This window comes from Candidatus Poriferisodalis sp., from assembly GCF_965214215.1.
Lineage (GTDB): Bacteria > Actinomycetota > Acidimicrobiia > Acidimicrobiales > Poriferisodalaceae > Poriferisodalis.
This window is the reverse complement of sequence record NZ_CBDCBD010000003.1, coordinates 1,617,123-1,638,659: the sequence shown is the minus strand read 5'-3', so window position 1 is coordinate 1,638,659 and position 21,537 is coordinate 1,617,123. Positions and strand designations below refer to the sequence as shown.

The 21,537-nt window shown below is 67.4% G+C and carries 17 protein-coding genes; 7 read left to right on the top strand and 10 right to left on the bottom strand.

Annotated elements, in window-relative coordinates:
- Nucleotides 1-15 precede the first annotated feature (15 nt).
- The 5 genes from ACOOF5_RS09780 to paaA all read right to left on the bottom strand — a co-directional run bounded on the left by ACOOF5_RS09780 (nucleotide 16) and on the right by paaA (nucleotide 5,077).
- Nucleotides 16-2,337 (bottom strand): xanthine dehydrogenase family protein molybdopterin-binding subunit, encoded by a 2,322-nt coding sequence (locus tag ACOOF5_RS09780; protein ID WP_420438615.1) that lies wholly within the window; start codon nucleotides 2,335-2,337, stop codon nucleotides 16-18.
- A gap of 121 nt (nucleotides 2,338-2,458) precedes the next feature.
- A complete protein-coding gene (gene paaC / locus ACOOF5_RS09775) occupies nucleotides 2,459-3,232 on the bottom strand; it encodes a 1,2-phenylacetyl-CoA epoxidase subunit PaaC (RefSeq protein ID WP_420438613.1) in 774 nt (257 codons plus the stop codon).
- On the bottom strand, nucleotides 3,232-3,501 hold the full coding sequence (gene paaB / locus ACOOF5_RS09770; RefSeq protein WP_420438611.1) for a 1,2-phenylacetyl-CoA epoxidase subunit B: 270 nt from the start codon (nucleotides 3,499-3,501) through the stop codon (nucleotides 3,232-3,234). The genes paaC and paaB overlap by 1 nt, the downstream gene beginning before the upstream one ends.
- Nucleotides 3,498-4,160, bottom strand: coding sequence for a metal-sulfur cluster assembly factor (locus tag ACOOF5_RS09765; protein ID WP_420438609.1), 663 nt, complete (start codon nucleotides 4,158-4,160; stop codon nucleotides 3,498-3,500). Before ACOOF5_RS09765 ends, paaB begins: the two co-directional genes overlap by 4 nt.
- Nucleotides 4,157-5,077 (bottom strand): 1,2-phenylacetyl-CoA epoxidase subunit PaaA, encoded by a 921-nt coding sequence (gene paaA, locus ACOOF5_RS09760; RefSeq protein WP_420438607.1) that lies wholly within the window; start codon nucleotides 5,075-5,077, stop codon nucleotides 4,157-4,159. Before paaA ends, ACOOF5_RS09765 begins: the two co-directional genes overlap by 4 nt.
- 305 nt (nucleotides 5,078-5,382) lie before the next feature.
- Between paaA and ACOOF5_RS09755 the strand changes: the two genes are divergently transcribed.
- Nucleotides 5,383-5,994: a hypothetical protein gene (locus tag ACOOF5_RS09755; protein ID WP_420438605.1), complete on the top strand. Its 612-nt coding sequence runs from the start codon at nucleotides 5,383-5,385 to the stop codon at nucleotides 5,992-5,994.
- 508 nt (nucleotides 5,995-6,502) lie between these two features.
- Here ACOOF5_RS09755 and ACOOF5_RS09750 read toward each other — a convergent pair.
- The 3 genes from ACOOF5_RS09750 to ACOOF5_RS09740 all read right to left on the bottom strand — a co-directional run bounded on the left by ACOOF5_RS09750 (nucleotide 6,503) and on the right by ACOOF5_RS09740 (nucleotide 13,734).
- Nucleotides 6,503-11,350: a fibronectin type III domain-containing protein gene (locus ACOOF5_RS09750; RefSeq protein WP_420438603.1), complete on the bottom strand. Its 4,848-nt coding sequence runs from the start codon at nucleotides 11,348-11,350 to the stop codon at nucleotides 6,503-6,505.
- Between the two features lie 264 nt (nucleotides 11,351-11,614).
- Nucleotides 11,615-12,391, bottom strand: coding sequence for an S-methyl-5'-thioinosine phosphorylase (locus ACOOF5_RS09745; protein WP_420438601.1), 777 nt, complete (start codon nucleotides 12,389-12,391; stop codon nucleotides 11,615-11,617).
- Nucleotides 12,388-13,734 (bottom strand): amidohydrolase family protein, encoded by a 1,347-nt coding sequence (locus tag ACOOF5_RS09740; protein WP_420438599.1) that lies wholly within the window; start codon nucleotides 13,732-13,734, stop codon nucleotides 12,388-12,390. Before ACOOF5_RS09740 ends, ACOOF5_RS09745 begins: the two co-directional genes overlap by 4 nt.
- Nucleotides 13,735-13,782: 48 nt before the next feature.
- Here ACOOF5_RS09740 and ACOOF5_RS09735 point away from each other — a divergent pair, with 48 nt between their 5' ends.
- From ACOOF5_RS09735 to ACOOF5_RS09720, 4 genes are all read left to right on the top strand, one after another.
- Nucleotides 13,783-14,820: a branched-chain amino acid ABC transporter permease gene (locus ACOOF5_RS09735; protein ID WP_420438597.1), complete on the top strand. Its 1,038-nt coding sequence runs from the start codon at nucleotides 13,783-13,785 to the stop codon at nucleotides 14,818-14,820.
- 365 nt (nucleotides 14,821-15,185) lie between these two features.
- Entirely contained in the window at nucleotides 15,186-16,151 is a 966-nt protein-coding gene (locus ACOOF5_RS09730; protein ID WP_420438595.1) for a branched-chain amino acid ABC transporter permease, read from the top strand.
- Nucleotides 16,148-16,810: a class I SAM-dependent methyltransferase gene (locus ACOOF5_RS09725; RefSeq protein ID WP_420438593.1), complete on the top strand. Its 663-nt coding sequence runs from the start codon at nucleotides 16,148-16,150 to the stop codon at nucleotides 16,808-16,810. Before ACOOF5_RS09730 ends, ACOOF5_RS09725 begins: the two co-directional genes overlap by 4 nt.
- Nucleotides 16,811-16,974: 164 nt before the next feature.
- Nucleotides 16,975-17,184, top strand: a complete 210-nt coding sequence (locus tag ACOOF5_RS09720; protein WP_420438591.1) for a hypothetical protein — start codon at nucleotides 16,975-16,977, stop codon at nucleotides 17,182-17,184.
- Between the two features lie 77 nt (nucleotides 17,185-17,261).
- Here the strand turns inward: ACOOF5_RS09720 and ACOOF5_RS09715 are convergent, their stop codons facing one another.
- Nucleotides 17,262-18,098: an SDR family oxidoreductase gene (locus ACOOF5_RS09715; RefSeq protein WP_420438589.1), complete on the bottom strand. Its 837-nt coding sequence runs from the start codon at nucleotides 18,096-18,098 to the stop codon at nucleotides 17,262-17,264.
- Nucleotides 18,099-18,268: 170 nt separating this feature from the next.
- Between ACOOF5_RS09715 and ACOOF5_RS09710 the strand changes: the two genes are divergently transcribed.
- Together ACOOF5_RS09710 and ACOOF5_RS09705 are read left to right on the top strand one after the other, a co-directional pair.
- Entirely contained in the window at nucleotides 18,269-19,495 is a 1,227-nt protein-coding gene (locus ACOOF5_RS09710; RefSeq protein WP_420438587.1) for a CaiB/BaiF CoA transferase family protein, read from the top strand.
- 151 nt (nucleotides 19,496-19,646) lie between these two features.
- The gene (locus ACOOF5_RS09705) at nucleotides 19,647-20,492 is read left to right on the top strand and encodes a response regulator (RefSeq protein WP_420438585.1); all 846 of its coding nucleotides are present in this window, start codon (nucleotides 19,647-19,649) and stop codon (nucleotides 20,490-20,492) included.
- A gap of 55 nt (nucleotides 20,493-20,547) precedes the next feature.
- On the opposite strand, the gene ACOOF5_RS09700 is transcribed toward ACOOF5_RS09705, so the two are convergent.
- Entirely contained in the window at nucleotides 20,548-21,486 is a 939-nt protein-coding gene (locus ACOOF5_RS09700) for a thioesterase family protein (RefSeq protein ID WP_420438583.1), read from the bottom strand.
- Nucleotides 21,487-21,537 lie beyond the last annotated feature (51 nt).

Here is a 21,537-nt window from a genome sequence, read left to right as displayed (position 1 = left end):
GACGACTGAGGAGACTCAACCGGTGGCGTCGGTGATTGCTTGCCAGACGCGTTGGGGTGTGAGCGGCATATCGATGTGGCGGATGCCGAGATGGGCGACAGCGTCGATCACTGCGTTCTGGACGGCGGGCGTGGCGCCGACCGTGCCTGACTCACCGATGCCCTTGGCGCCGAGCGGGTTGATGTGCGTAGGCGTCTCGAGCACGACCCGGTCGAAGAACGGCAGTTCTGCCGCCGAGATGATCGGGTAGTCCGCGAAGTTTCCGGTGAGCGGGTTGCCGTCGTCGTCGTAGACGAACTCCTCGTACAGCGCCTGGGCCGCACCTTGGGCCAGGCCCCCGTGCACCTGCCCGGCTGCCAGCAGGGGGTTGAGAATGGTGCCCGCGTCGTCGCAGGCGACAAGGCGAAGCAGTTCCACCTCTCCGGTGTGGCGATCGACCTCGACCACGGCGACATGGGTGCCAAAGGGAAACGTGGGCGCTTCGGAATCGAACACCTCTTCGGCGTGCAGCAGGCGCGGTCCCGCGCCGGCGCTGCCGCCCGCGTTGCTGTCGGACTCGCCGGCGTCGGCGGCCAGGTGCTCAGCGACGGCAGCCCAGTTGACCGAAACCGCCGGTGTGCCCACGACATGGAACGCACCCGACCCAGTGTCAAGCGTGATGTCGGCAGGGTCGGCTTCGAGCAGCGTGGCCGCCACCTCTCGGGCCTGATCCACCAGCGTGGCGGAGGCTTCCCAGATCGCCGCGCCTGCCAACTGCACCGAACGAGAACCGCCGGTCACCTCGCCACGAGGCACCTCGTCGGTGTCGCCGTGGACAATGTCGATGCGGTCCATCGGCATACCGGTCCGATCCGAGATCAGCATCGCCCATGAGGTGTGGTGGCCCTGCCCGTAGGGCGACGATCCCGTGCGGGCCACGATGCGGCCGCCCTCGACGAGTTCCACCGCTCCGTACTCGGACCGTCCCACACCCGCCGTGCGCTCGACGTAGGTGGCGAGACCGATGCCGAGCAGCCGCTCGTCGCCGTCGGCGCGGCGACGCGCCTGCTCAGCACGCAAGGCGCCGTAGTCGGCTGCCTGAAGTGCTGCGTCCAGGCTGGCCTCGTACGCGCCCGAGTCGTAGGGCATGCCGGTGCGGGTCTTGAACGGGAAGACTTCGGGCTGCAGGAAGTTCTTCCGGCGCACGGCGGCGGGATCCATGCCGATCTCGGCGGCGAAGGCGTCGACAGCGCGCTCGATCGCCGCGGCGGCTTCGGGCCGGCCGGCACCGCGGTAAGGGCCGGTCGGCGTGGTGTTGGTGAGCACCGAGACCGAGGTGAAGCCAAGCGTCGCGATGTCGTAGCAGCCCGCCAGCATCGCCTTGCCGTTATTCGGCAGCGCCGCGCCCATGTTCCCGTAGGCACCCGCTTGCTGGACCACGTGAACGTGGAAGGCCGTGATGCGCCCCTCGCGAGTGCCGCCGATGCGGCAGTACTGGATCTGGCCGCGCCCGTGGACGAGCCCCACCATGTCGTCGCTGCGCGAGGGCACCCACATGATGGGCCGACCGACACGAGCCGCCAGCCAGCCGAGCAGCGCTTCTTCGGGATGGGGCCGAGCCTTGGCACCGAAACTGCCGCCCACGTCACGCGAGAGCACACGCATCTGGGAACGGTCGAGGTCCAAGATCTTGGCGAGACCCGCGCGCACCGGGTGGGGGCCCTGGCCGGCATTGACATGGTGCAGGCGCCCGTCGTCAGCCCAACGGCTCGCGGCGACGCGCGGCTCCAGCGGGCACGGCGCGATGCGGTTGTTGACCGTGCGCACCTCCACGACGGATTCGCACCCCTCGAAATCGGCCTCGGAGTCTTCGAGCGACATGCGGACCACGACGTTCGGCTCGGCCATGCCCTCGAACAGTGCGGGGCCGTCGAGCGCCGCCTCAGGGTCGACGATCGCAGGCAGCGACTCGTAGTCGACCATCACCATCTCGGCTGCGTCGATCGCTGCAGCCGGGGTGTCTGCCACCACGACGGCGACAGGCTCGCCCACGAACCGCACCCGATCGGTGGCCAGCATCGGGCGCACAATGGCGGCGTCGAACGCCGGGCTCGGCGACGGATACGGATCCAGGTTGACATCGGCGGCCGTGACGACATCGACGACGCCGGGAGCGTTGCGTGCCTCGCTCACCTCCAGACCGGCAACGCGGGCGTGGGGAACCGTCGAGGTCACGTAGCAGGCATGGGCCAAGCCGTCCCAATCCGCATCGGCGGTGAGGTCGGCGACGAACTGTCCCTGCCCGCGCAGCAGCGGCTCGTCCTCGCGCCGGACGACAGATGTTCCTCGCAATGCCATGAATCGACTCCGATGCGCGTATGTGGGCCAAGCCCCGGCGATTGTGGCAGGTCCGTGCCCTGCTCACAGGTGCCCACGGATCCGGAATCGTGGCAGGCCGTCCCGAATTGACGGGTTCGCGCTACCAGACTGCCGATGCGTCAATCGAGAGCACTTCAACCATCTCGGCGTGCAGCGCTGCAAAGTGAGGCGAGCGCCCGCCGGCTCGACCGCTCGCCGGCAGGGGCTCGTCACGGTGTGCAGGCCACTGGGGCTGGTGCCCTGCCTGAGCGAGCGCCTCGTCGACCGTCGCTTGCCACTCGACGCGCTGCTCGCTCACTGGGCGGGACATGACCCCCGCGGCCACGAGGCCATCTGCGTCGCAGCGCGGAGGAAGGTCGAACAGCTCGCAGGCCATCGGCACAAACTGGTCGAACAGCGGGAGCAGTTGGGAACAGCCCGACTCGGTGCGCAGCAGCCGCGAGAGCAGCCCAGAGGCGTGACGCAGATGCGACCGTTCCTCGGCCAGGGCTCGGCGCGCAACGGCGCCGAGGGCTTCCCACGACGAGTCGGCCAGCGCCGCCCATCGAATGCTCTCAGCGGTGTCGTACAAGAAATGCCGGACCAAGGTCTCGCCCCAGTCACGGCACGGCAGCTCGGTGAGATGCGCGCTGCGGTACTCATGGGGCTGGCGGCCGTAGGCCAGTTCGTCGATGTCGTCGCTGAGCAGCCCAAAGAGCGCCCGGGCGTGGCCCAGCTCGTCCTGGCTGATCGAGGTCAGCGCCAAGTCCTCCTCGAGGAACGGACCGACAGCAATCCACCACGCGAGGTTCTGGCCGACACACAGCTCGTCGTCGGCAAACGCCAGCACCAATTGGTGCGCGTCGGGTGCGCCTGCTACATCGACGACGCTCATCAGGTGGGTGAGTCTCCTGCCTTGCGCAGATCCCGCAGCAGCGCACCGTCGTTGTGGCGATGAGAGCGATCTGCCATTTCGAGCTCGACAGGATCGGCGGTGAGCAGGTCTTCCCGGGCTACCACCCACATCTGCTCCCCCTCGGATCGCCGTGTGTAGCAGTCGCGGGCGAAACTGAGCGCCAGTTCGTCATCGGGCGCTTCGAGCGCGCCGACGTGAGTGAACGGATCCTTGCCGGGGCGCTTGAGGAACACCTCGTAGGTCTTCACGCCGACACCGCTATGTCGACCCTGCCGACGACCTCGATCGGGTTGCGACAGCTCGGGCACCACTCCACGCTGCGACACGGTGTCGGCCCGAAGTCTGAGCGATGCTCGAGTGCAGCGTTGCCGCAGATAGGGCATGTCGCATCGGTCAAAGCGCTGCGGACTGCCACGGAGTATTCGCGGGCCATGAAGTCGACCGCCGACGGCGCGATTCGGTCGGGCGTCCACACGGGGTCGGCCACGAACACCACCTCGATTCGGGCCTCGACGCCGACGCAAGCCGACTGCGCCGCGGCCGCCACATCGCGCCGGATCACATCGAGGGCTGGGCAGCCGAGCATGGTCGGCACCAACTCGATGCGCACAACCGAGCCGTCGTCGGCCGTTGAGACGCTCTCCAGAATGCCCAGCTCGGCGATGGTCACGTCGGGGTATTCGGGATCGCATACCGACGACACCGCGTCGAACACCGCCGTCTCCACGTCGGCCCTAGTCGAGGGAGTCTGCACAACAGCGACGCGCATGCTCGCGTTCTGCCCGGCAACGGAGCGCTCGCTTGTCGCGTTCTGCGTGGCAGCGGAGCACCCGGCCGCCGCTTCCTCATCGGCGCTGCGAGCCGCCATCGGCGCCCCTGCTGCGGCCTCGCTGCGGGTGTCGCTCATGCAGGCACCGCCGCTGCTTCGTCGAGTGCGGTACGAACCCATGCCGCACCGTCCCAGGCGTTGCGCGCATCGCGCAGACGCCGTTCGCTGTCTGGCCCCCGGCCTGCGATCGCCGCTTTGAGGGCATCCCAGTCGATCTTCCCGCTGATCCAGCGTCCGGTGTCAGCATCTTGGCGCAGGTCCGGGTCGGGAATGGTGAAGCCGGCCGCCTGCAGCTGCGGCACCATCTTCTGAACGAACCGGTCACGCAGCACCTCGTTGCGCTCAGACTTGATGTGCCAGCGCAGCAGCACGTCGTCTGGGCGGGTGTCGGGGCCGAACAGCTGCACTGACGGCCACCACCACCGGTCGATGCTCTCCTGCATCATCTCGTGCTGCGCAGGGGTGCCTTTAGCCATCTTCAGCAGCAGCTCCTCGCCGTTGCGCATATGGAAGCCTTCCTCGGCGATGATCCGCCGCAGGATGCGCTTGTAGGGCCCGTAACTGCAGTTCTTGAACACGGCCTGCTGGCTGGCGAGCGCCGCAGCATCGACCAGGTAGGCGATCGCGATTTGATCGCCCCACGAGTAGGCCCGATAGTGGAACACGTTGTGGAAAGTGGTGCGGCCGGCGAGCAGGTCGGCGGTCATCTCGTCACGGGTCTTCATGCCCATGTCTGCGGCGACCATGTACAGCAGGTGCGCGTGGCCGATTTCGTCCTGGGTCTTGGCCAGCGCCGTCAGCTTGTTGGCAAGGCCCGGCGCCTTCGCGATCCAGTCGCGCTCGGTGAGCCCGCCCATGTACTCGCTGTTCGCGTGCAGCTCGATGAACCGGAACACCGCCTCGCGGTATGCGTCGGGCATGTCGTCGCCTGGCTCCACGAGCCCGCCGCCGTCCAGAAACGCCTCGAAGTCGTCCATCGAGTCCCAGCTGCGCATAGGCACCTCCCTGCCAAGGGGTACAAATCGAATGCTACGCCCGCCCGGCTACGGAGCTATCCGCACGTACACGCTCCGCTCGGGTACGGCGTTCCCCAAATGTCCGCGCGCCGTTCGAGTGCCGGGCTGCGGCGCAGCCAGCGCAGGTCACCCGCGCCGCGACCATTGCGCTGCGACATACAAATGGTTCGATTCGGCGAGAAGCGGGCAGCTATGTTGGCAACAGCCTCGTTGCCCGGCTTGTGCGGCGACCTACCCGGAACCGAACGTGCGCTTTGAAGCGCCGCGACGCTCAGCGAGGCCCGATGCCCACACCAGTCGACACCGCCGCCATGACCGACCCTGACGAACACGAAGCCGCCACCGAGGCATCAGCGCAGCCCGACGCGGGCCAGGCACCGAGCGCTGCGGCTGCGAGAGGCGCACTCGGCGGCAAGAAGTCGAGTGAGGCGAGCGCCGCGGTGTCACGCAATGGGATTCTGAGCGTCCTAGCTGCGGCGTTGGCGACAGCGATGTTCAGCATGCTGATGTGGCAGATCAGCTCCCTCGGTGACCGCATCGACACCGTCGGCGACCGCCTCGACACCCAAGGCGCACGCATCGACGCCGTGGCAGCCGAGTTACGCGCCGAGATACAGTCCGAAATCGGAGGACTGCGAACCGAGATGCAGTCCGAAATCGGAGGACTACGAACCGAGATCGGAACCTTGCGCACCGAGATGCAAACCGAGATCGGGAGCCTGCGTGCCGAGATGCAAACCGAGATCGGGAGCCTGCGTGCCGAGATGCAGGCTGGTTTCCGCGAGATCAACGCAACCCTGCTCGATCACACCGATCGTCTCGCTCGCCTCGAAACCGCGGCCGGGCTGCCTCGCAGCGTCGTCACCCCCGAGTCTCCCGACGGCGAGGCCCAATAGCCGCGCAGCAGACGTGTAGCCCACCTCGGCAGCGGCCGTGGACAAACTCGTAGCGCTGCCGAGCGCGGCGGCGCTCAGCGAAGACCGATGCCGGCATCAGTCGAGACATGGGTCAAGACGGGCTGGTTGCTCGTGGTGTGGCCGTAATGGGCTTCGTGACCGATCCCGGCATCGACCTCGGGCATCTTCTCGGAACCCAACCGATCCGGGTTCTGCAACCCGCATCGAGGTGACTCCGCATCCCACCCGAATTCATGCTGAACCCGCCCGCACATGAAGCATGGCGGACGGGCCACAATGGCCCAGACTTCACACAGTCGGCAGGCGCTTCGAGCGACGATATGGGCCAGCCACCGGGCTCCTCCTGAGCCCGGGCGAAGAACACCCCGGAGCAGAGGGTTCCCTCCCTCCCAACGGGAACGGATCGAATGCTACGCCCGGGCGGCGGGGCACAGATTGCGCGCATCTTGACGCACGATCTCAGTCGCAAGGAGCGCGACCCGCTAGGTCAAGACTTGGGCGTTGCGGTCGCCCAGCTTGACCAAAGGCCCATACCTTGCGTGTTCCATGCACGGATTCTCACCCGGTAGCTTTCGCCGTTGGTCAGAGAGGTGAGATCGAGGCTGAGATCATCTGGGTCATCATGACGCACGCGCATCCAGTTGTCGTAGACATAGTTGTCGAGGCTCTGGGTGCAGTCGTCGTCGAGACGGCCATCTTCGTCTGCGTCCTTGCAGTGAGCAATCTCGTAATGGGTGATGTCGGAGGAGTTAATGGTCGGCGCCAACCAGGTCACGGTGATCTCAGTGTTGCCGGCCGTCAGTCGAGGTGGCGAAGGTCGACCTGGCCCGCCGGGCGTTCCATTTGGCAAAGGCTTCGGGTCGCTGTCTCCGTGGCTCGTGCTGGTGGTGAGCATCTCCATGCTGTACGCGTTGTCGTTGCTGAGATTTGAAATCGTGCGGGTCCTCGTGGAACCGCCCAAAGTTATCGTCGTCCAGTCATCGGAACCGCTCGTGCAATCCTCCGAGGAATCGCAATAGCGCCACTTGAAGCCGATCCCAGTTGACCCGTTCGCGCTAGGAGTCGACCACGACACGATCAAAGACCGGTTGCCCGATGCAACTTCGACCCTGGCTGGCGCGCTGGGCGCGCCTCTCGGTATGCCCACGGCAGCAGGTGACCACGGACTCTCTCGGTCGCTGGCGGTCGCGCGGACCCGCACTTGGTAGGCGGTGCCGTTCGTCAGCGGCGAGATGGTCGTCGAGGTACTGGTTCCCGAATGACTGTGCATTTCCCAATCGGTGGGCCACGTCGGATTCGAGGCGCAGGTCAGAACCTTGGTGTCGGAGTTGGTCGCTTCGCAGGCCCGGTAGCGCACCTCATAGCCGCTTATGTCCGAACCGTTGCGGCGCGGCGGGACCCAATTCACCGTCAGCTCGCCATCGCTCGCGGTCACCATCGGCGTGGTGGGCCTTGATGGCGCGCCCACAGGGTTGTTGCTCGCCGGCGGTGACCACGGCCCCCAGCCGTTCTCGTTCTGGGCTCGCACGCGCACCTGGTACGTGGTGCCATTGGTCAGGCCGGTGATGATCCTCGACAGGCTGGCGCCAACATCGCCGTGCAGCCGCCAGCTCCCCCACGTCGGATCCGAGTCACAGGTCAGCTTCGTGGCGTCGGCACCGGTCGCGGTGCAGGCCCGGTAAGCCACCTCGTAATGCTCGATCGTCGAATCATGATCGTCTGGCTCCCTCCAGTCGACATTGAGCTGACGATTGGAGGGAGCCAGTGTCGGCATGCTCGGAGCGTCTGGTACTGCAGCCACTACGGCTGACTTGATCTGCGACCAACCGCTGTTGCCAGTGCCGCTCGTTGCTCGAACCCTCACTTGATACGCGGTGCCGTTCTCCAACGGAGTGATCTCCGCGGTCGTCTTGTCGACGACCGTTTCCGACTTCCACCTCTGGTTCCACTTCGGACTGGAAGTGCAGTCCTTCCGTGTGGCCGTGCAGTCGCGATACGCCACGAGGTAGCCGGTGATGGTCGAACCGCGCGACGCCGGCTCGTTCCACGACACCACGAGCTGGGTATTGCCTATCTCCAAAGCCAAACCGGTAGGTGTCGACGGTGCGGCCAAGGGGATATCGCTTTCAGCATCCGACCACGGCCCTGCACCATTGGCGTTCAGCGCCCGCACCCGCGCTTGGTACTTTGTACCGTTGATCAGCCCGGTGATTGTCGCAGTGATGCTGGTGGCCGCGAACCTGCGCTCAATCCAGTTGCCCCAGGTCGGATTCTCGTCACAGGTCTTGTCGGTTGCCGTGCAGGCCCGGTATTCCACGTAGTACTGGGTGATCGCCAGCCCGTTGCCGTTCGGCGCCGACCACAGGAGTCCGATCTGACCGTTGCCCACCGACACGGTCGGCGCGGCGGGAGCGTCCGGCCGCAGCGACGGTATGCCAGAAGCAGATGACGACCACGGTCCATCGCCCTGCCCGTTGACCGCTCGGACACGCACCTTGTACGACGTGCCATTGTTCAACTCGGTGATCCGGTGGGTGGTCTCAGGAGGGTCTCCGTCGGACCCCTCAACCCGGCTTGGTATTGACCAATCTCCGTCGAGACTGCAGTCTTCGGTGCTCTCGCAATGCGAGACCTCATAGCGGGTGATTGCGGAACCGTTGTCGGCCGGTGCCTTCCACGTCACCACCAGCGTTTCGTTGCCCGTGGTCAGCGTGGGCGTCGCTGGCTTATCCGGCTTGCCGAGCGGCGTTGCGCTCGCAGTTGCGGAATACGGCCCGTTGCCGTTCGAGGTGCGGGCCCGCACCCGCACCTCGTACTGGGTGGCATTCGCGAGGCTCTTGATCGTCAACGCGAGGCTGTCGAGGTCGGTGTGGGTTCTCGAGCGCCAACCTCCCCACCGTGGAGTCGGGCTGCAATCTTTCGGCGTTGCCGTGCACGCCCGGTGCTCGACGTTGTAGCCAGTGATCGTCGTGCCGTGGGCATCCGTTGGCGGATCCCACGAAACGTCGATCTCGCGGTCACCGGCCGTCAGGCTCGGCGGACTCGGGGCGTCGGGCAGTGCTCTCGGCGTGCCCCCTCGGGGCGAAGACCACGGGCCCTCGCCTTTGCCCGCGCCGCCAAGACTGTTGATGGCCCGGACGCGCACCCTGTAGGTCGTGCCGTTGTCCAAACCGGTGATCTCATGCCTGGTGTCGGTGACCGAGGCTCTGGCGTCCGCCCAATCAGATGAGTCGCTTGCGCATGTGCCGGTGCAGTACTCGACGTCGTAACTGGTGATCGGCAAGCCGTTGTCTGACGGAGCCGTCCACGTCACCACCAACTGCAGGTTGCCGGGCTCGACGGTGGGAGTGTTCGGCCTCTCCGGCACCGAGACAGGTCGGGCTTGGGCCGCTGCCGACCACGGCCCCAGCCCGTTGGCGTTTCTGGCCCGCACCTGCACTTGGTATGCGGTGCCGTTGGTCAGCGGGGTGATCGTCACGATCTTGCCGGTGCCCGAGTGGCTGCGCAGCTTCCAAGGGCCCCACGTCGCCTTGACCTCAGCCTCGTTGTCGCCCGTGCAGGTCAGATTGTTCTTGTCGTCGTCGGTTGCGGTACAGGCCCGGAACTGCACGTCGTAGTCGGTGACAGCCGACCCGGAGTATCCGGGTTCGTTCCATTGCACGAGGATGTTCCGGTCGCCCGGCGTCAAGGCTGGGGCACGCTCGAAACTCGGCAACTCCTCAGGTGTTGCAGAGGAGGTGCTCGACCAGTCGCTAGCGCTCGCGCCGCTGCGGGCCCGCACTCGCACCTCGTGCTTGATGCCGTTGCTCAGCTTGGTGATCGCGGCGGTGGTGCCCGTGCCTTGATGGCTGTGCGATGTCCAGTTGCCGCATGTCAGGCTCGAACCGCACGTCCGGTACTCCACGTCGTAGCCGTCGACGGTCGCTCCTCTCGGGGGCGTCGACGGTGCCCACGACACCTTCAACTGCTCGTTCGCGGCTTCCACGGTAAGCCTGGCCGGCGCCGAGGGCTTCGCTGTCTGCACTGCCGGTATGCCCGACGCGATCTGCGACCATGAGCCGAGCCCGTAGATGTTGCGGGCCCGCACCCGCACTTGGTAGGCGGTGCCGTTGGCGAGGCCGGTGATAGTGGTGCTGGTGCCGGTGCCCGAATGGGCATGTGCGATCCAGCCGCCCCAACTCGGGCTCGACGTACAGGTTCTCAGCGCAGCCGTGCACGCTCGGTACTCCGCCACGTAGCCGGAGATTGCAGCACCGACGCTGCTGGTGGGCGCTCTCCATGACACGGCCAGACTGGCGTTCCTGGCGGTCGCCGTGAGCGATATCGGTGCGGCCGGCGGATCTGTGCCGATGGCCGTCAGCGTGCCTGCCGCGGCGCGCGCTGCTGTGTCGATGCGGTCCGACCCGCTGATTCTGTGAAGCGCCGCTGTAGGGGCGATGGCGCGCAGGCTGGCATGCAAACTGGTGTCGAGCGCGTTGCGCCCGCCGACGAGCACGATCGCGCGCGGCCGCTGTTCCTGGATGCGCAGCTCGGTGGGCGTGGTCAACGTGCTCGTCTGGGAGTACATCACGGCACCACCGGTGGTGACGGCCGCGTAAGCAGCGGCAACTCCCATGTCCGCTGGACTCCATCCGTTCGCGATCACCAGCGTGGTGGCGGTGTCGGGCACGGCCGCTGCTGCGGTGTCAGTGCGGGACGCGCCGCTGTGGCGGGGCACTGTGCGCACCGATGGAGCGAGCTCGCGGACACGATCGACAAGCGATGCTGCGAGCACCACCGTGCCTCCTACGAATTCGACCTGCGCGGGCTGCTGTTCGCGGATGATGCGTTCGGTCGGTTCCGTCAGGCTGTCTGCGTCGGCCAGCAGCACCGCTGCATTGGACCTTGTCGCCGCCAGGGCAGCCGCCACGCCGGTGTCCGCCGCGCTGTGGCCGTTCGCCACAATGAACGTAGTGGCGTTCGAGGGCACTGCCCTCGCCGCCGTGTCGAAGCGGTCGGCGCCTGCGATCCGCCGTACTGCCCCGCCGCCGACCAGTGCGACCACCTCATCTTGGACTGCGGTTGACAGCGCAGCCGTGCCGCCGACCAGGATCACCGCCGACGGCTGGCGGTCTTTGATGAAGTCTGCAGTGCGGGCCGTGAGCTCTTTCGAATTCGCATACAGCACGACTGCATCGGAGCGGGTGTCGCTCTCGAGGGCTGCGAGAGCCGACGCGACGGCCGAGTCGGCAGAACTCCAGCCGTTGGCGACGACCACCGTGCCGATGGACCGGCTGGACTGCGCCGACGCAGCGGGTGTCAGCACAGTTGCGAAGAGCGCGAGCACGGCCAGCATCGCCGTGGCGCCACGCAGCCCCCCCGCGAGGCAGTGTGATACGGGTGCGCATCAGCCGCCCGGAGTGTGTGCGAGAGCCGTCCCGAAATTGTCGGATCAGCCCGCGCAGCGAAACAGAATGCTTCGGTGCAGGCATCATGTCGGACTCTATTTCTCGCCGGTCTGCGGGTCGGGGATGGCAGCATCGCACCTGACGGGCAGCCGGTCCGCGTGGATTTTTTCGACGGGCCGCTGCCGCGCCGCCGCACTGCCGTCCGGCTGCCCTCAGATCGTGGCGACGGCGCGGCCGAGCAGAGCGAACAGCGGGTCCTTGGTGGCCTCGAGCGCGGCCGAGACGTCTTCGTGAGAGATCTCGCCGTCGAACATCCCTGCCGCCATGTTCGCCACCACAGCTACACCCGCATAGGGAATGGCAGCCTCTCGTGCCAGGGCAACCTCGGGGTAGCCGGTCATGCCGACGACGCTGCCGCCCATCTGCGCGTACATGCGGATCTCCGCAGGCGTCTCGAAGCGGGGGCCGTTCGTGCAGACATAGGTGGCGGTGGGCCCCACGTCGATGCCCTCAGCCTGTGCTGCTGCGGCCAACGCTGCGCGCAGCGACGGGTCATACGGCGTGGACATGTCGGTGTGCACCACGTGGCCCGGCTGATCGAAGAAGGTCGCCGCCCGACCGGTCGTGAACTCCAGGTAGTCGTCGAGCAGCAGGAACGAACCGGTGGGGCGTTCAGGCACCATCGAGCCGACCACGTACACCGCCAGGATCGCCGTTGCGCCCAGGTCGCGCATCGCGGCGATGTTTGCCCGGTAGTTAATGGCCGACGGTGGGATCGAGTGGTCGCCGCCGTGACGAGGCACGAACACGATCCGCCGACCGTGCCAGCGGCCAGTCATCGCCGAGGCGTCGCCCCAGTCGGTGTGCACCTCGTGGTGCTCGGCCTCGCTTAGGCCGGGCAGCTCATAGAAGCCGGTCCCGGCGATGATCCCCACCGGGGCCCGCTCGGCGGTCGCGGCCGCGTCGCCGTGTTCGTTTGCGTTGCTCATGTCCCCGACTCCCGTGCCAGACGCTGCGCTCGATGCTGGACCTCGTAGCGAGCCCGTGCCTCGTCGACGGTGAGGCACACCCGATCTGCCACCACTCGCTCGCCGCCTACCCACACATCGGTGACGTGGCGGCTGCCGCCTGCCCACGCCACGTGGGCGACAAGTTCGCTGGGCGAGGTCACCGGCACGAACGCCGGGTCGTCAAGGTCGAGCCGAATCATGTCGGCCCAGCGGCCAGGCTCGAGCACACCGGTGTGCAGGCCCAACGCCTCTGCGCCGTCGTGAGTGGCCATCGAAATCACTTGCCGTGCACTCATCACGGTGGGATCCAGCGCAGTGACCCGTGCCAGCAGCGATGCGATCTTGATCTCCTCCCACAGGTCCAAGTCGTCGTTGGAAGCCGGACCGTCGGTGGCAAGCGACACGGTGATGCCCCTGTCGATCATCTCAGGCACCCGCGCGACGCCTGAGCCGAGCTTCATGTTGCTGACCGGGCAGTGAGCGACCGCGACACCAGCCGAGGCGTAGATGCCTAAGTCGGCATCGTCGAGCCAGACGCTGTGCGCTGCAAGCACGCGCCCGTCGAACACGCCCGCATCGGCCAGCAATCGGGGCACGCTCGCACCGCCGTGCTCAGCGGCCAGCGCATCGCCTTCATCGGCGGTCTCTGCCACATGGACGTGCAGCAGGGCGTCGCGCTCACGGGCTGCGGCCGCTATTTCCGCGCAGGCGTCCACGCCAAGGTCGTACGCGGAGTGCGGCGCGAATCCGATCGTGACAAGGCCCGACGGGTCGTTCACCCCGTCGTGCACGGCAGCGATGTCGGTGACGCGATCGGCGACGCTTCCCGAACCATCAGTGTGCGCCACCGACAGCACCCCCGGACACATGACCTGCCGGATGCCCGCCTCACGTCCCGCGTCGATCACCTCGTGTTCGAAGGCGTACATCTCGCACGTGGTCGTCACTCCCGAGCGCAGCATCTCCACCGAGCCCAGCGTCATGCCCCACCACACGTCTTCGGGACGCAGGCGACCCTCGCGGGGCCACATCACCTCTTCGAGCCACGCCATCAGCGGCAACCCGTCGCCCGCGCCGCGCACCAGCGTCATCGGCGTATGCGCATGGGTGTTGATCAAGCCCGGCATCAGCAGGCCGCCCAGGTGGATCACCGGGGCATCGGTGGTCGATGCGTCGGCGGCAGCGCCCACCCACGCGATGCGTCCGTCCGCTCGCACGTCCACCGCCCCGCGCTCGATCATCGCGAAGTCCTCGTCGCAGGTCAGCACGACATCGGCGAGGTAGCGAATGTCAATGGAAGGGCCATCTGATCCGTTCGGCACGGCCTCATCTTCGCACCGTGACGCCTGGTGGGGTCAACGCGGCGGCCCGTGACACAATCTGCGGCCGTGACCCTGTTCCTGCAGCGGATCTTTGACTCGTTCGCCAATGGTTCCGCGTATGCGGCGCTGGCGGTGGCGATCTCGATGGTGTTCCGCTCGACGGGGGTGCTGAACCTCGCGCAGGGCCAGATGGCGATGCTGTCCGCCTACATCGCGGTGGTGTTCGCGGCAGGCGCAGACCCCTCGGTTGCGTTCTCCGGCTGGCTGACACCGTTCGCGACGCCGTGGCCGATCTGGGCTGCGGTCGCCGGAGCTGTGGCCGTGTCCGCCGTCGTGGGAGCGCTGCTGGAGTACACGGTCATCCGGCCCATGGGCGGCGACCCGGTGCCGACCATCGGGGCGACGCTCGGGCTGTACCTGCTCATCGGCGCGTTCGTCGTCAAGCATTTCGGGGGTCGCCAGAGGTTCCTCGGTTCGCCGTTCCCCCAAGAGCACACCGACCGGTTCATCATCGGGGGCGCCCGGCTGTGGTTCGACACCATCGGGCTGACGCTCGCCATGCTGGCCGCCATCGGGGTGCTCGCGCTGATTCAGCGAACGACCAGGGTGGGCCTCGCGTTCCGGGCGATCACCTCCAATCGCGACAGCTCGGCGCTCGTGGGCATCAGAGTCGAGTGGGTGGTGATGGGCGGATGGGCCGTAGCAGCCGCCTTGGGCGGGCTGGCCGGCGGCCTCATCGCAGGCGAATTCAACGTCCGCCCCGACATGATGGAACGCCTCCTGGTCTTCGGCCTCGCAGCCGCCACCCTCGGCGGCCTGCGCAGCCCGGCGCTGGCGCTGGCCGGGGGCTACCTGTTTGCCTTTGCCGAAACGATGATGTCGGGCTACGTGGGCTTCATCGACAGCCAGGTCACGCTGGTGTGGGCGCTGGCGGTGCTCATCGTGGTGCTGTCGGTGCGCCCGTCCGGCCTGCTGCCACGCAAAGCCGCTCGCGGAGGCTCAGCGAATGATCGGCCGGCACCACGGCTGGCCGGCTCGCGTGGGCTGGCGTTCCGCAAGGGAGCTGACGGGAGTCACCGGTCGTGACCGACGCTGCAGATCCGACGGCGTCAGGCTCTGAACCGTCAGTGTTTCGTTTGGCACCACTCGAGTTCGACGCACCTGAGCGCACCGACGATTCGAGCAGCCCGATACCGGGACTCGGCCCGGCACCGGTTCCCCCAGAGCCGGCTGAACCGCTCATCGACTTCGGACGTGAAGAGTCTGATGGTGCTGCAAAGGCGGAGGTCGTCGTTTCGGAACCTTCTGGGCCAACGACGGCGGTTCGCGCCGCAGAGAGCGCGGGCAGCACCCCGCTTCGTGCGCAGCCGAGGGAGCTGTCGCAATCGCATGAACCCGCAGCGGTCTCCACGAATGCTTCGACGCTCGGCGCTTCGCCACGGCAGCCCGCGATGGCAGGCGCCCTCGCGCTGGTCGTGATCGCGGCGTTCGCCGTGCTCGTTCCCCTGCGAGCGTCGTCGACGTTTGTCACCGACTTCACGCAGCTCGCAGCGTTCTGTCTTGTCTTCGCAGGGCTCTGGTTGCTGACGCACCGAATGGGGCTGCTGTCGGTCGGCCATGGAGCACTGACGGGCGTCGGTGCCTACGCAGCGCTGCATGCAGTCAACGACTTCGGCTTGCCGCCGATGCTGATGCCCCTGGCTGGCTTTGCTGCGGGCTGCGCGGTCGGCGCGCTGCTTGGCATTCCCGCGCTGCGCTTGCCGAAGGCCTACCTGGCGCTGCTGACCCTGTCTGCTGCGGTGGCGTTTCCCATCGTGCTGCGCCAGCTCGACGGTCCGCTGCCGGTCACCCTCGACGGCGAGTTCGTTCCGCCTGCGTGGACGGGCATTGCCCCCAACGACGAGCACATCTGGGAGTTCTGGGTGGTGGCGGTGTGGGTGGCGGTCGCCTTCTGGCTGCTGCGCGGCCTGCTGAGCGGACCGATCGGGCGGGCGCTGGTCGCCACCCGCGACGACCCGACCGCGGCTGCGACGTTCGGCGTCTCGGTGTATCGACTGCGCTTGGCCGGGGTGAGCCTCAGCAGCGGACTCGCCGGCCTTGCAGGCGCTCTCATGCTGGTGCCGGTGAACTTCAACGATCAGTCGCTATATCCCGAGGAGCTGTCGATCAAGCTGTTCGCCCTCACGATCGCCTTTGGCAGCACCGCCATCGGCGGCAGCCGGCTCATCACCACCGTGCCTGCCGCCACGGTGCTGGTGCTGTTGCCGGTGTGGCTCGTGGATCGGCCTGGGTGGGTGACCCAAGGCGGCTGGATCGGCTTCCTGAAATCCGAGTTCTTCCTCTACGCGGCGCTGCTGCTCGTGGCCGCCTACGCACGCAGCCGCCGGGCGCGAGCAGTGCGGTCCTACGACTCGTGAGCGCCGCCGACCGCTGGGACGCGAAGTACGCCGATTGGGACGAGCCTGGGCTGCCGTCGGAGTTCGTCACCGGCTGCGTGGAACATCTGGCCGACTGCCCGACAGCGGCGGATCTCGCCGGCGGCACCGGGGGCACTGCGCTCTGGCTGGCATCCCAAGGCATCGACACCACGCTCGTCGATGTCTCCGAGCGGGCCCTCGAGATCGCCCGCGCCGCCGCCGGAGAGCGCAGCCTGCACCTGCGGACCGTGCAGGCCGATCTAGAAGCCGAACCGCTGCCGACCCTCGCAGCACTCAGCGGCGGCAGCCGCGAAAGCGGCGGGAACGAAGATGGCCTCGGCGGCGGAGACGAAAGCAGGAACAGCGGAGCTGAAGACGGCGGCGGCTGGCACGCCGTGGTATGCACCAACTTCCTGCACCGGCCGCTGCTCGGCGCTCTGGGCGGCCTGCTTGTGCCGGGTGGCATCGCACTGGTGCTGATCGCCACGGTCGACAACTTGCTGTACAACACCCGGCCTGGGCGCCCGTTCCTCGTCAAGCGAGGCGAGTTGCCTGGCCTGTGCCACGGGCTCGAACCGATCAGCTTCGAAGAGGGCTGGTTCGGCCAGCGCCACGAAGCTCGCCTGGTGGCCCGCCGCGCTACCAGCCCCGCCTCATAGGCCTGAGGAGCAATTCGGCACTGATTCCAATCCGCATCCGATCCGCACCTGCGCCAGAGCACCTCGGGTCCGGGGGAAAATACGAACGCAGAAACAAACAAGAAAACATAAGCAAACAAGAAAACATAAGCGCAGAGAAACGCAGAAGCGCTAGCTGCAGTGCCATGATCCAATTGGTCGGGTTCCACGCTTGGCGCTTCGGCATCGACAATCCCGGCCCAATCGCTGCCTCCACGGTCCAGGCCGCGATCAGCGAGGCTGAGCGGACCATGATCGAACAGATCGCCAGACCTGTTTGGAATCGGCTCTCGCCCCTGTCACATGGACAAGCGCTTCATGGCCGCTATGACGACCTCGACCTGCTGGAGAGCTGACCCAGCGATGCTGCTGCACGCCGACTGCCGAACGCGTACACCGCCTCGGCACACGCCCGCAGCGCCACGCAAGAGCGTCAGCTGAGCAGCCAGTCGGCTGGGGTGATGTCGGAGTCGGCGAACAAGCGCGCCTGGAAGCGGCGCATGCCCGAGAGCCAGCGGTCTATGTCGGATGCCTTGCGTTCGCGGTAGGTCTGCACTTCGGGGTGGGGCAGCACCAAGAAGCGCTCTTCAGCCATTGCCTCGATGACGGTGTCGGCCAACTGCGAGGGCTGCAGGACGCCGTCGCCTGCTGCGGCCCCGGGAGTGCCGCGTTCCTGGTTGCCGTTGCCGGTGCGGTCGGGGCTGTTGGACAAAATGTTGGTCTCCACGGCTTGCGGGCACAGCATCGACACCACGATGCCCTTGTCGCCGTAGGTGATCGACAGGAACTCCCCCAGCGACACCGCTGCGGCTTTGGTAACCGCGTACTGCAGCGATCCGAGCTGGGTCAGCAGGCCCGCCGCCGAGGCAGTGTTCAGCAGGTAGCCGCCGCCGCGCTCGACCATGACGGGCACCGCCGCCCGGGCTGCGTACACGTGGGACATGACGTGTACTTCCCACATGCGCTGGATCTCGTCGTTTGCGACTTCGAGACCGCCTTGGGTCACGTAGCCGGCGTTGGACACGAACACGTCGAGCGCGCCGTGCGCTGCCACCGTGTCGGCCACGACCGCCTTGATGGCCTCCTCGTCGGTGACATCGAGCCCGACGGCCGTGCCGCCCACCCGATCGGCGACCGCCTGGGCGCCATCCCCGTCGCGATCCACCACCACCAGCGCTCGTGCGCCTTCAGCCTTGAAGCGCTCAGCGAGCGCTTCCCCGATTCCGCTTGCGCCGCCGGTGACGACAGCGACCTTGCCTGCAAGTTCCATGGCCGGGCAGGGTAATGGTGCATGCTCACGGAGATCCCTGCCGTCTTCGCGGCTGCGGCATCGGCGCGTCTCAGCAGTGCTCGACGTGCAATGACAGGCTGGTGCGCCGGACGCCGACGGCCCGCCAGGGTCCGGCACCCCGAATGGCGCAACGATGGCTTGGAGGGCACGTGGCAGCACCGCTGGACGATGTGAAGGTGATCGAGGTGGACAGCTGGATGGCCACGCCGTCGGCGGGGGCGATCCTGGCCGACCTCGGCGCGGACGTCATCAAGGTGGAGCCGCTCGAGGGCGACCCGGCCCGCGGGTTCAGCCGCCCGGCCAAGCTGCCGCCCGAGATCAAGGACTACGACTTCCAGTTTGACGTGGACAACCGCGGCAAGCGCTCGATCGCCGTCGACCTGGCCTCGTCACAGGGCCAGGCAGTGGTCCACCGGCTGATCGCCGACGCCGACGTGTTCATGTGCAACCTGCTCGTGCACCGCCAGGAGCGATTCGGGCTCGATCCAGCGACGGTGACGGCGGTCAACCCGCGAATCGTCCACGCCACGCTGACGGGCTATGGCACCACCGGTCCTGAGGCGTGGCGGCCGGGCTACGACGTAACCGCGTTCTTCGGTCGCTCGGGCATCTACGACGCCATGCGGGAAGGCCCCGACGGCGCAGTGCCGATGGCCCGCCCCGCCCAGGGCGACCACACCACCGGCCTCGCACTCGTGGGCGCGGTGCTCGCAGCGCTTCGGCTGGCCGAGCGCACCGGCGAGGCCCAAGTGGTGGAGACATCGCTGTATGAGACGGCGGTGTGGACCCAGGCCTCCGATTACGCCATCACCGCCATGGACCGGGCGCCGCTGCGACAGCGTGCCCGCGAGAACATGATCATCCCTACCGCCAACCGCTACCCCTGCGGCGACGGCAAGTGGGTGGTGTTCAACATGCCCCAAGACAGCGCCTGGCCGTTGCTGTGCCGAGTGATCGAACGGCTCGACTGGCTCGACGACGAGCGATTCGGCGACATCCGCGGCCGGTTCGCCCACATGCCCGAGATCGTGGCCGGCATTGACGAGGCGCTGGCACACCGGACTCGTGACGAGTGGGGAGAGATCTTCGATGCCGAGGGGATCATCTGGGGACCGGTGCTGGGATTGCACGAAGTAGCCGACGATCCCCAGGCCGAGGCGCTGGGCCTGTTCCCCACGCTCGACAGCCCCGACATCGGCGAATACCGCAGCGTGGGCATTCCGATGCGGTTCGCAAACGCCACCGTCGGCCCACGCGGACCGTCGCCGAAACTGGGCGAGAGCACCCGTGAAGTGCTGGCTGCCGCGGGCGTGCCCGACCACGAGATCGACAGCCTCATTGCCGACGGTGCGATACGGGAGGCCGCAGGCGACTGAAGCCAAGGGGGCACCCGCTCGGCAGTTGACCGAACCGGGGAGGCTCGCTGAATCAGCCGGCGCAGACCCGCCGGGGTGCCGAGCGTTACTTCCGGGAGTCCGACGGGAAGTAGGTTCATTCCACACCGGTGACGCCGCAGGAGGCACACCTATGCGACACGTGTTGATCGTGGCCAACCAGACCCTCGTGGGCAGTCATCTGCATGAGCGGGTGGAGCACATTTTGGCGGTGGACCCCGAAACGCGGTTCCACATCGTGGTGCCCGCCACGGGTGCCAACGGGCCCGACCCCGCGCGCGCCCTCGCAGGCGCCCGGCGGCGGCTCAGCCAGGCGTTCGAGGCACTCGACGACATCGGCGCCCAGGTCACCGGCGAGGTGGGGCCGGCACATCCCGTCGTGGCGGTCAACCTGGCGATCGACCGGCTGAGCCCCGATCTCATCGTGTTGAGCACACTGCCGGCGGGGGCCAGCCGGTGGCTGCACCTCGACCTGCCGCACCGGCTGCAGCGTCGCTTCGGGGTGCCCGTTGAGCACGTCTCGGCCGAGACGCAGACCGTCGATCGGGCAGCAACGTTCGAGCCGCCCGTCGTGCATGCCCCAGACGACACCGTGCACGTGCTGCTAGCCGAGGAGAACCAGCACGACGTCGACGTGATCACGATGGCGCTCGCCGAGGCAGGCACCCGGAACCAGGTCCGCGTCGCCCATGACGGCGCGAATGCCCTCGCATTCATGCGCTCAATTGGCCCCTCCGAGATCGATCTCGTGCTGTTCGACCTGAAACTGCCTGTCGTCAGCGGCTTCGACCTGCTCGCGGAGGTGCGCGAGTCCGACGAGTTCGACAAGGTGATGATGGTTGCTCTCACCACCGACGAGGCCGCTGAGGACCGGGCACGTGCCTACGACCTCGGCGCCGATGCGTTCGTGATGAAGCGGCCCGACTACAGCCAGATGGCCCACGTCATCGACGACCTGCTGGCCGAAGTCGCCGGCTGACCGGCGATCATCAGACACGTCGCCGGCTGACCGGCGACAAGCCGGCACGTCCCAACTAGTGATCGGCGGCGCGGGCGGCTGCCATGCCGCCAGGGAAGCCGATCTCGGCCGGCGCCTCAAGTTGGCTCTGCAGCACCCAGCCGAGCTGCCCGTGCTGGTCGCAGATGGCCGTGTGGGTGCCGGCCAGGCCATGCACCGTGCCGACGGTCTCCGCGTCGAAGTAGAACCACTCCCCCAGCGGAGCGCGCAGGAGCTGCAGCGTCACGTCGGTGTTGATGTAGGCCCCTCCAGACGGCGAGAAGTCCCATCCGATGGCTGCGCCGAGGTCGGCCAAGGTCGCAATCCGGACGAATGGCGACGGCGTCTCACCGGCCATCAACCGATGATCGAGACGCAGCCACGTTCGACCCGGACCCGGCTCTTCGGTGGAGCCGCCGACGAATCGCAAGTCAACAGCGTCGGCGTTGAAGCCCGGGCGCGGGTAGTCGATGTCGGGGTTCGATCCGGGATCGGCCCGCTCAGCCGGAATCGGCGGCAGCGCCCGGCCACCGTCGGCAACCGCAGGCGTCGCGATGGTGGGCGTCAGCCACTGCGATGTCGCACGCGCTACCACGCGCCCGCTCCCCGGCGCTGCGTTCTCGGGCGGCGCGGCCCGCACTTCGGCGTCGACGAGCGCAGTCCGCTTGCCTGCTTTCACGATGGTCGCCGTGACCTCGTAGGTCGCCATCGGCATCCCCGAGAGGATCTCGGTCGTCAGCCGGCTGCACACCTGATCGATCCCGAGCCGTTGCTGCTCGCGCTCGACCGCCCAGCCCAGCAAGCCGCAGATGGCGCCGCCGTGCATCACCTGGTGAGCCCACGGTCCGCGCGTCAGCTCGGTCGCACGCACGCAATCGGGTTCTGGGACAAACAGCGCCGGCGGCATCGGCCCCATTGCGGCGCCGTCAGGGTTGCTTTGAGCGGCGGTGCTGTGCTCGGATCCATCGTTCACCACGGCGACAAGCTAGGTGGCCCGATGTTGAATCGCCTGGTTCCGCGTACGAGC

What these genes read in the sequence shown, in the direction of transcription:
- ACOOF5_RS09705 (WP_420438585.1), top strand. Translation starts at nt 19,647, where the DNA reads ATGCGACACGTGTTGATCGTGGCCAACCAGACCCTCGTGGGCAGTCAT.
- ACOOF5_RS09750 (WP_420438603.1), bottom strand. Translation starts at nt 11,350, where the DNA reads ATGCTGGCCGTGCTCGCGCTCTTCGCAACTGTGCTGACACCCGCTGCG.
- ACOOF5_RS09765 (WP_420438609.1), bottom strand. Translation starts at nt 4,160, where the DNA reads ATGAGCGACACCCGCAGCGAGGCCGCAGCAGGGGCGCCGATGGCGGCT.
- paaC (WP_420438613.1), bottom strand. Translation starts at nt 3,232, where the DNA reads ATGAGCGTCGTCGATGTAGCAGGCGCACCCGACGCGCACCAATTGGTG.
- ACOOF5_RS09715 (WP_420438589.1), bottom strand. Translation starts at nt 18,098, where the DNA reads ATGGAACTTGCAGGCAAGGTCGCTGTCGTCACCGGCGGCGCAAGCGGA.
- ACOOF5_RS09780 (WP_420438615.1), bottom strand. Translation starts at nt 2,337, where the DNA reads ATGGCATTGCGAGGAACATCTGTCGTCCGGCGCGAGGACGAGCCGCTG.
- ACOOF5_RS09755 (WP_420438605.1), top strand. Translation starts at nt 5,383, where the DNA reads ATGCCCACACCAGTCGACACCGCCGCCATGACCGACCCTGACGAACAC.
- paaA (WP_420438607.1), bottom strand. Translation starts at nt 5,077, where the DNA reads ATGCGCAGCTGGGACTCGATGGACGACTTCGAGGCGTTTCTGGACGGC.
- ACOOF5_RS09720 (WP_420438591.1), top strand. Translation starts at nt 16,975, where the DNA reads ATGATCCAATTGGTCGGGTTCCACGCTTGGCGCTTCGGCATCGACAAT.
- ACOOF5_RS09730 (WP_420438595.1), top strand. Translation starts at nt 15,186, where the DNA reads ATGGCAGGCGCCCTCGCGCTGGTCGTGATCGCGGCGTTCGCCGTGCTC.
- ACOOF5_RS09745 (WP_420438601.1), bottom strand. Translation starts at nt 12,391, where the DNA reads ATGAGCAACGCAAACGAACACGGCGACGCGGCCGCGACCGCCGAGCGG.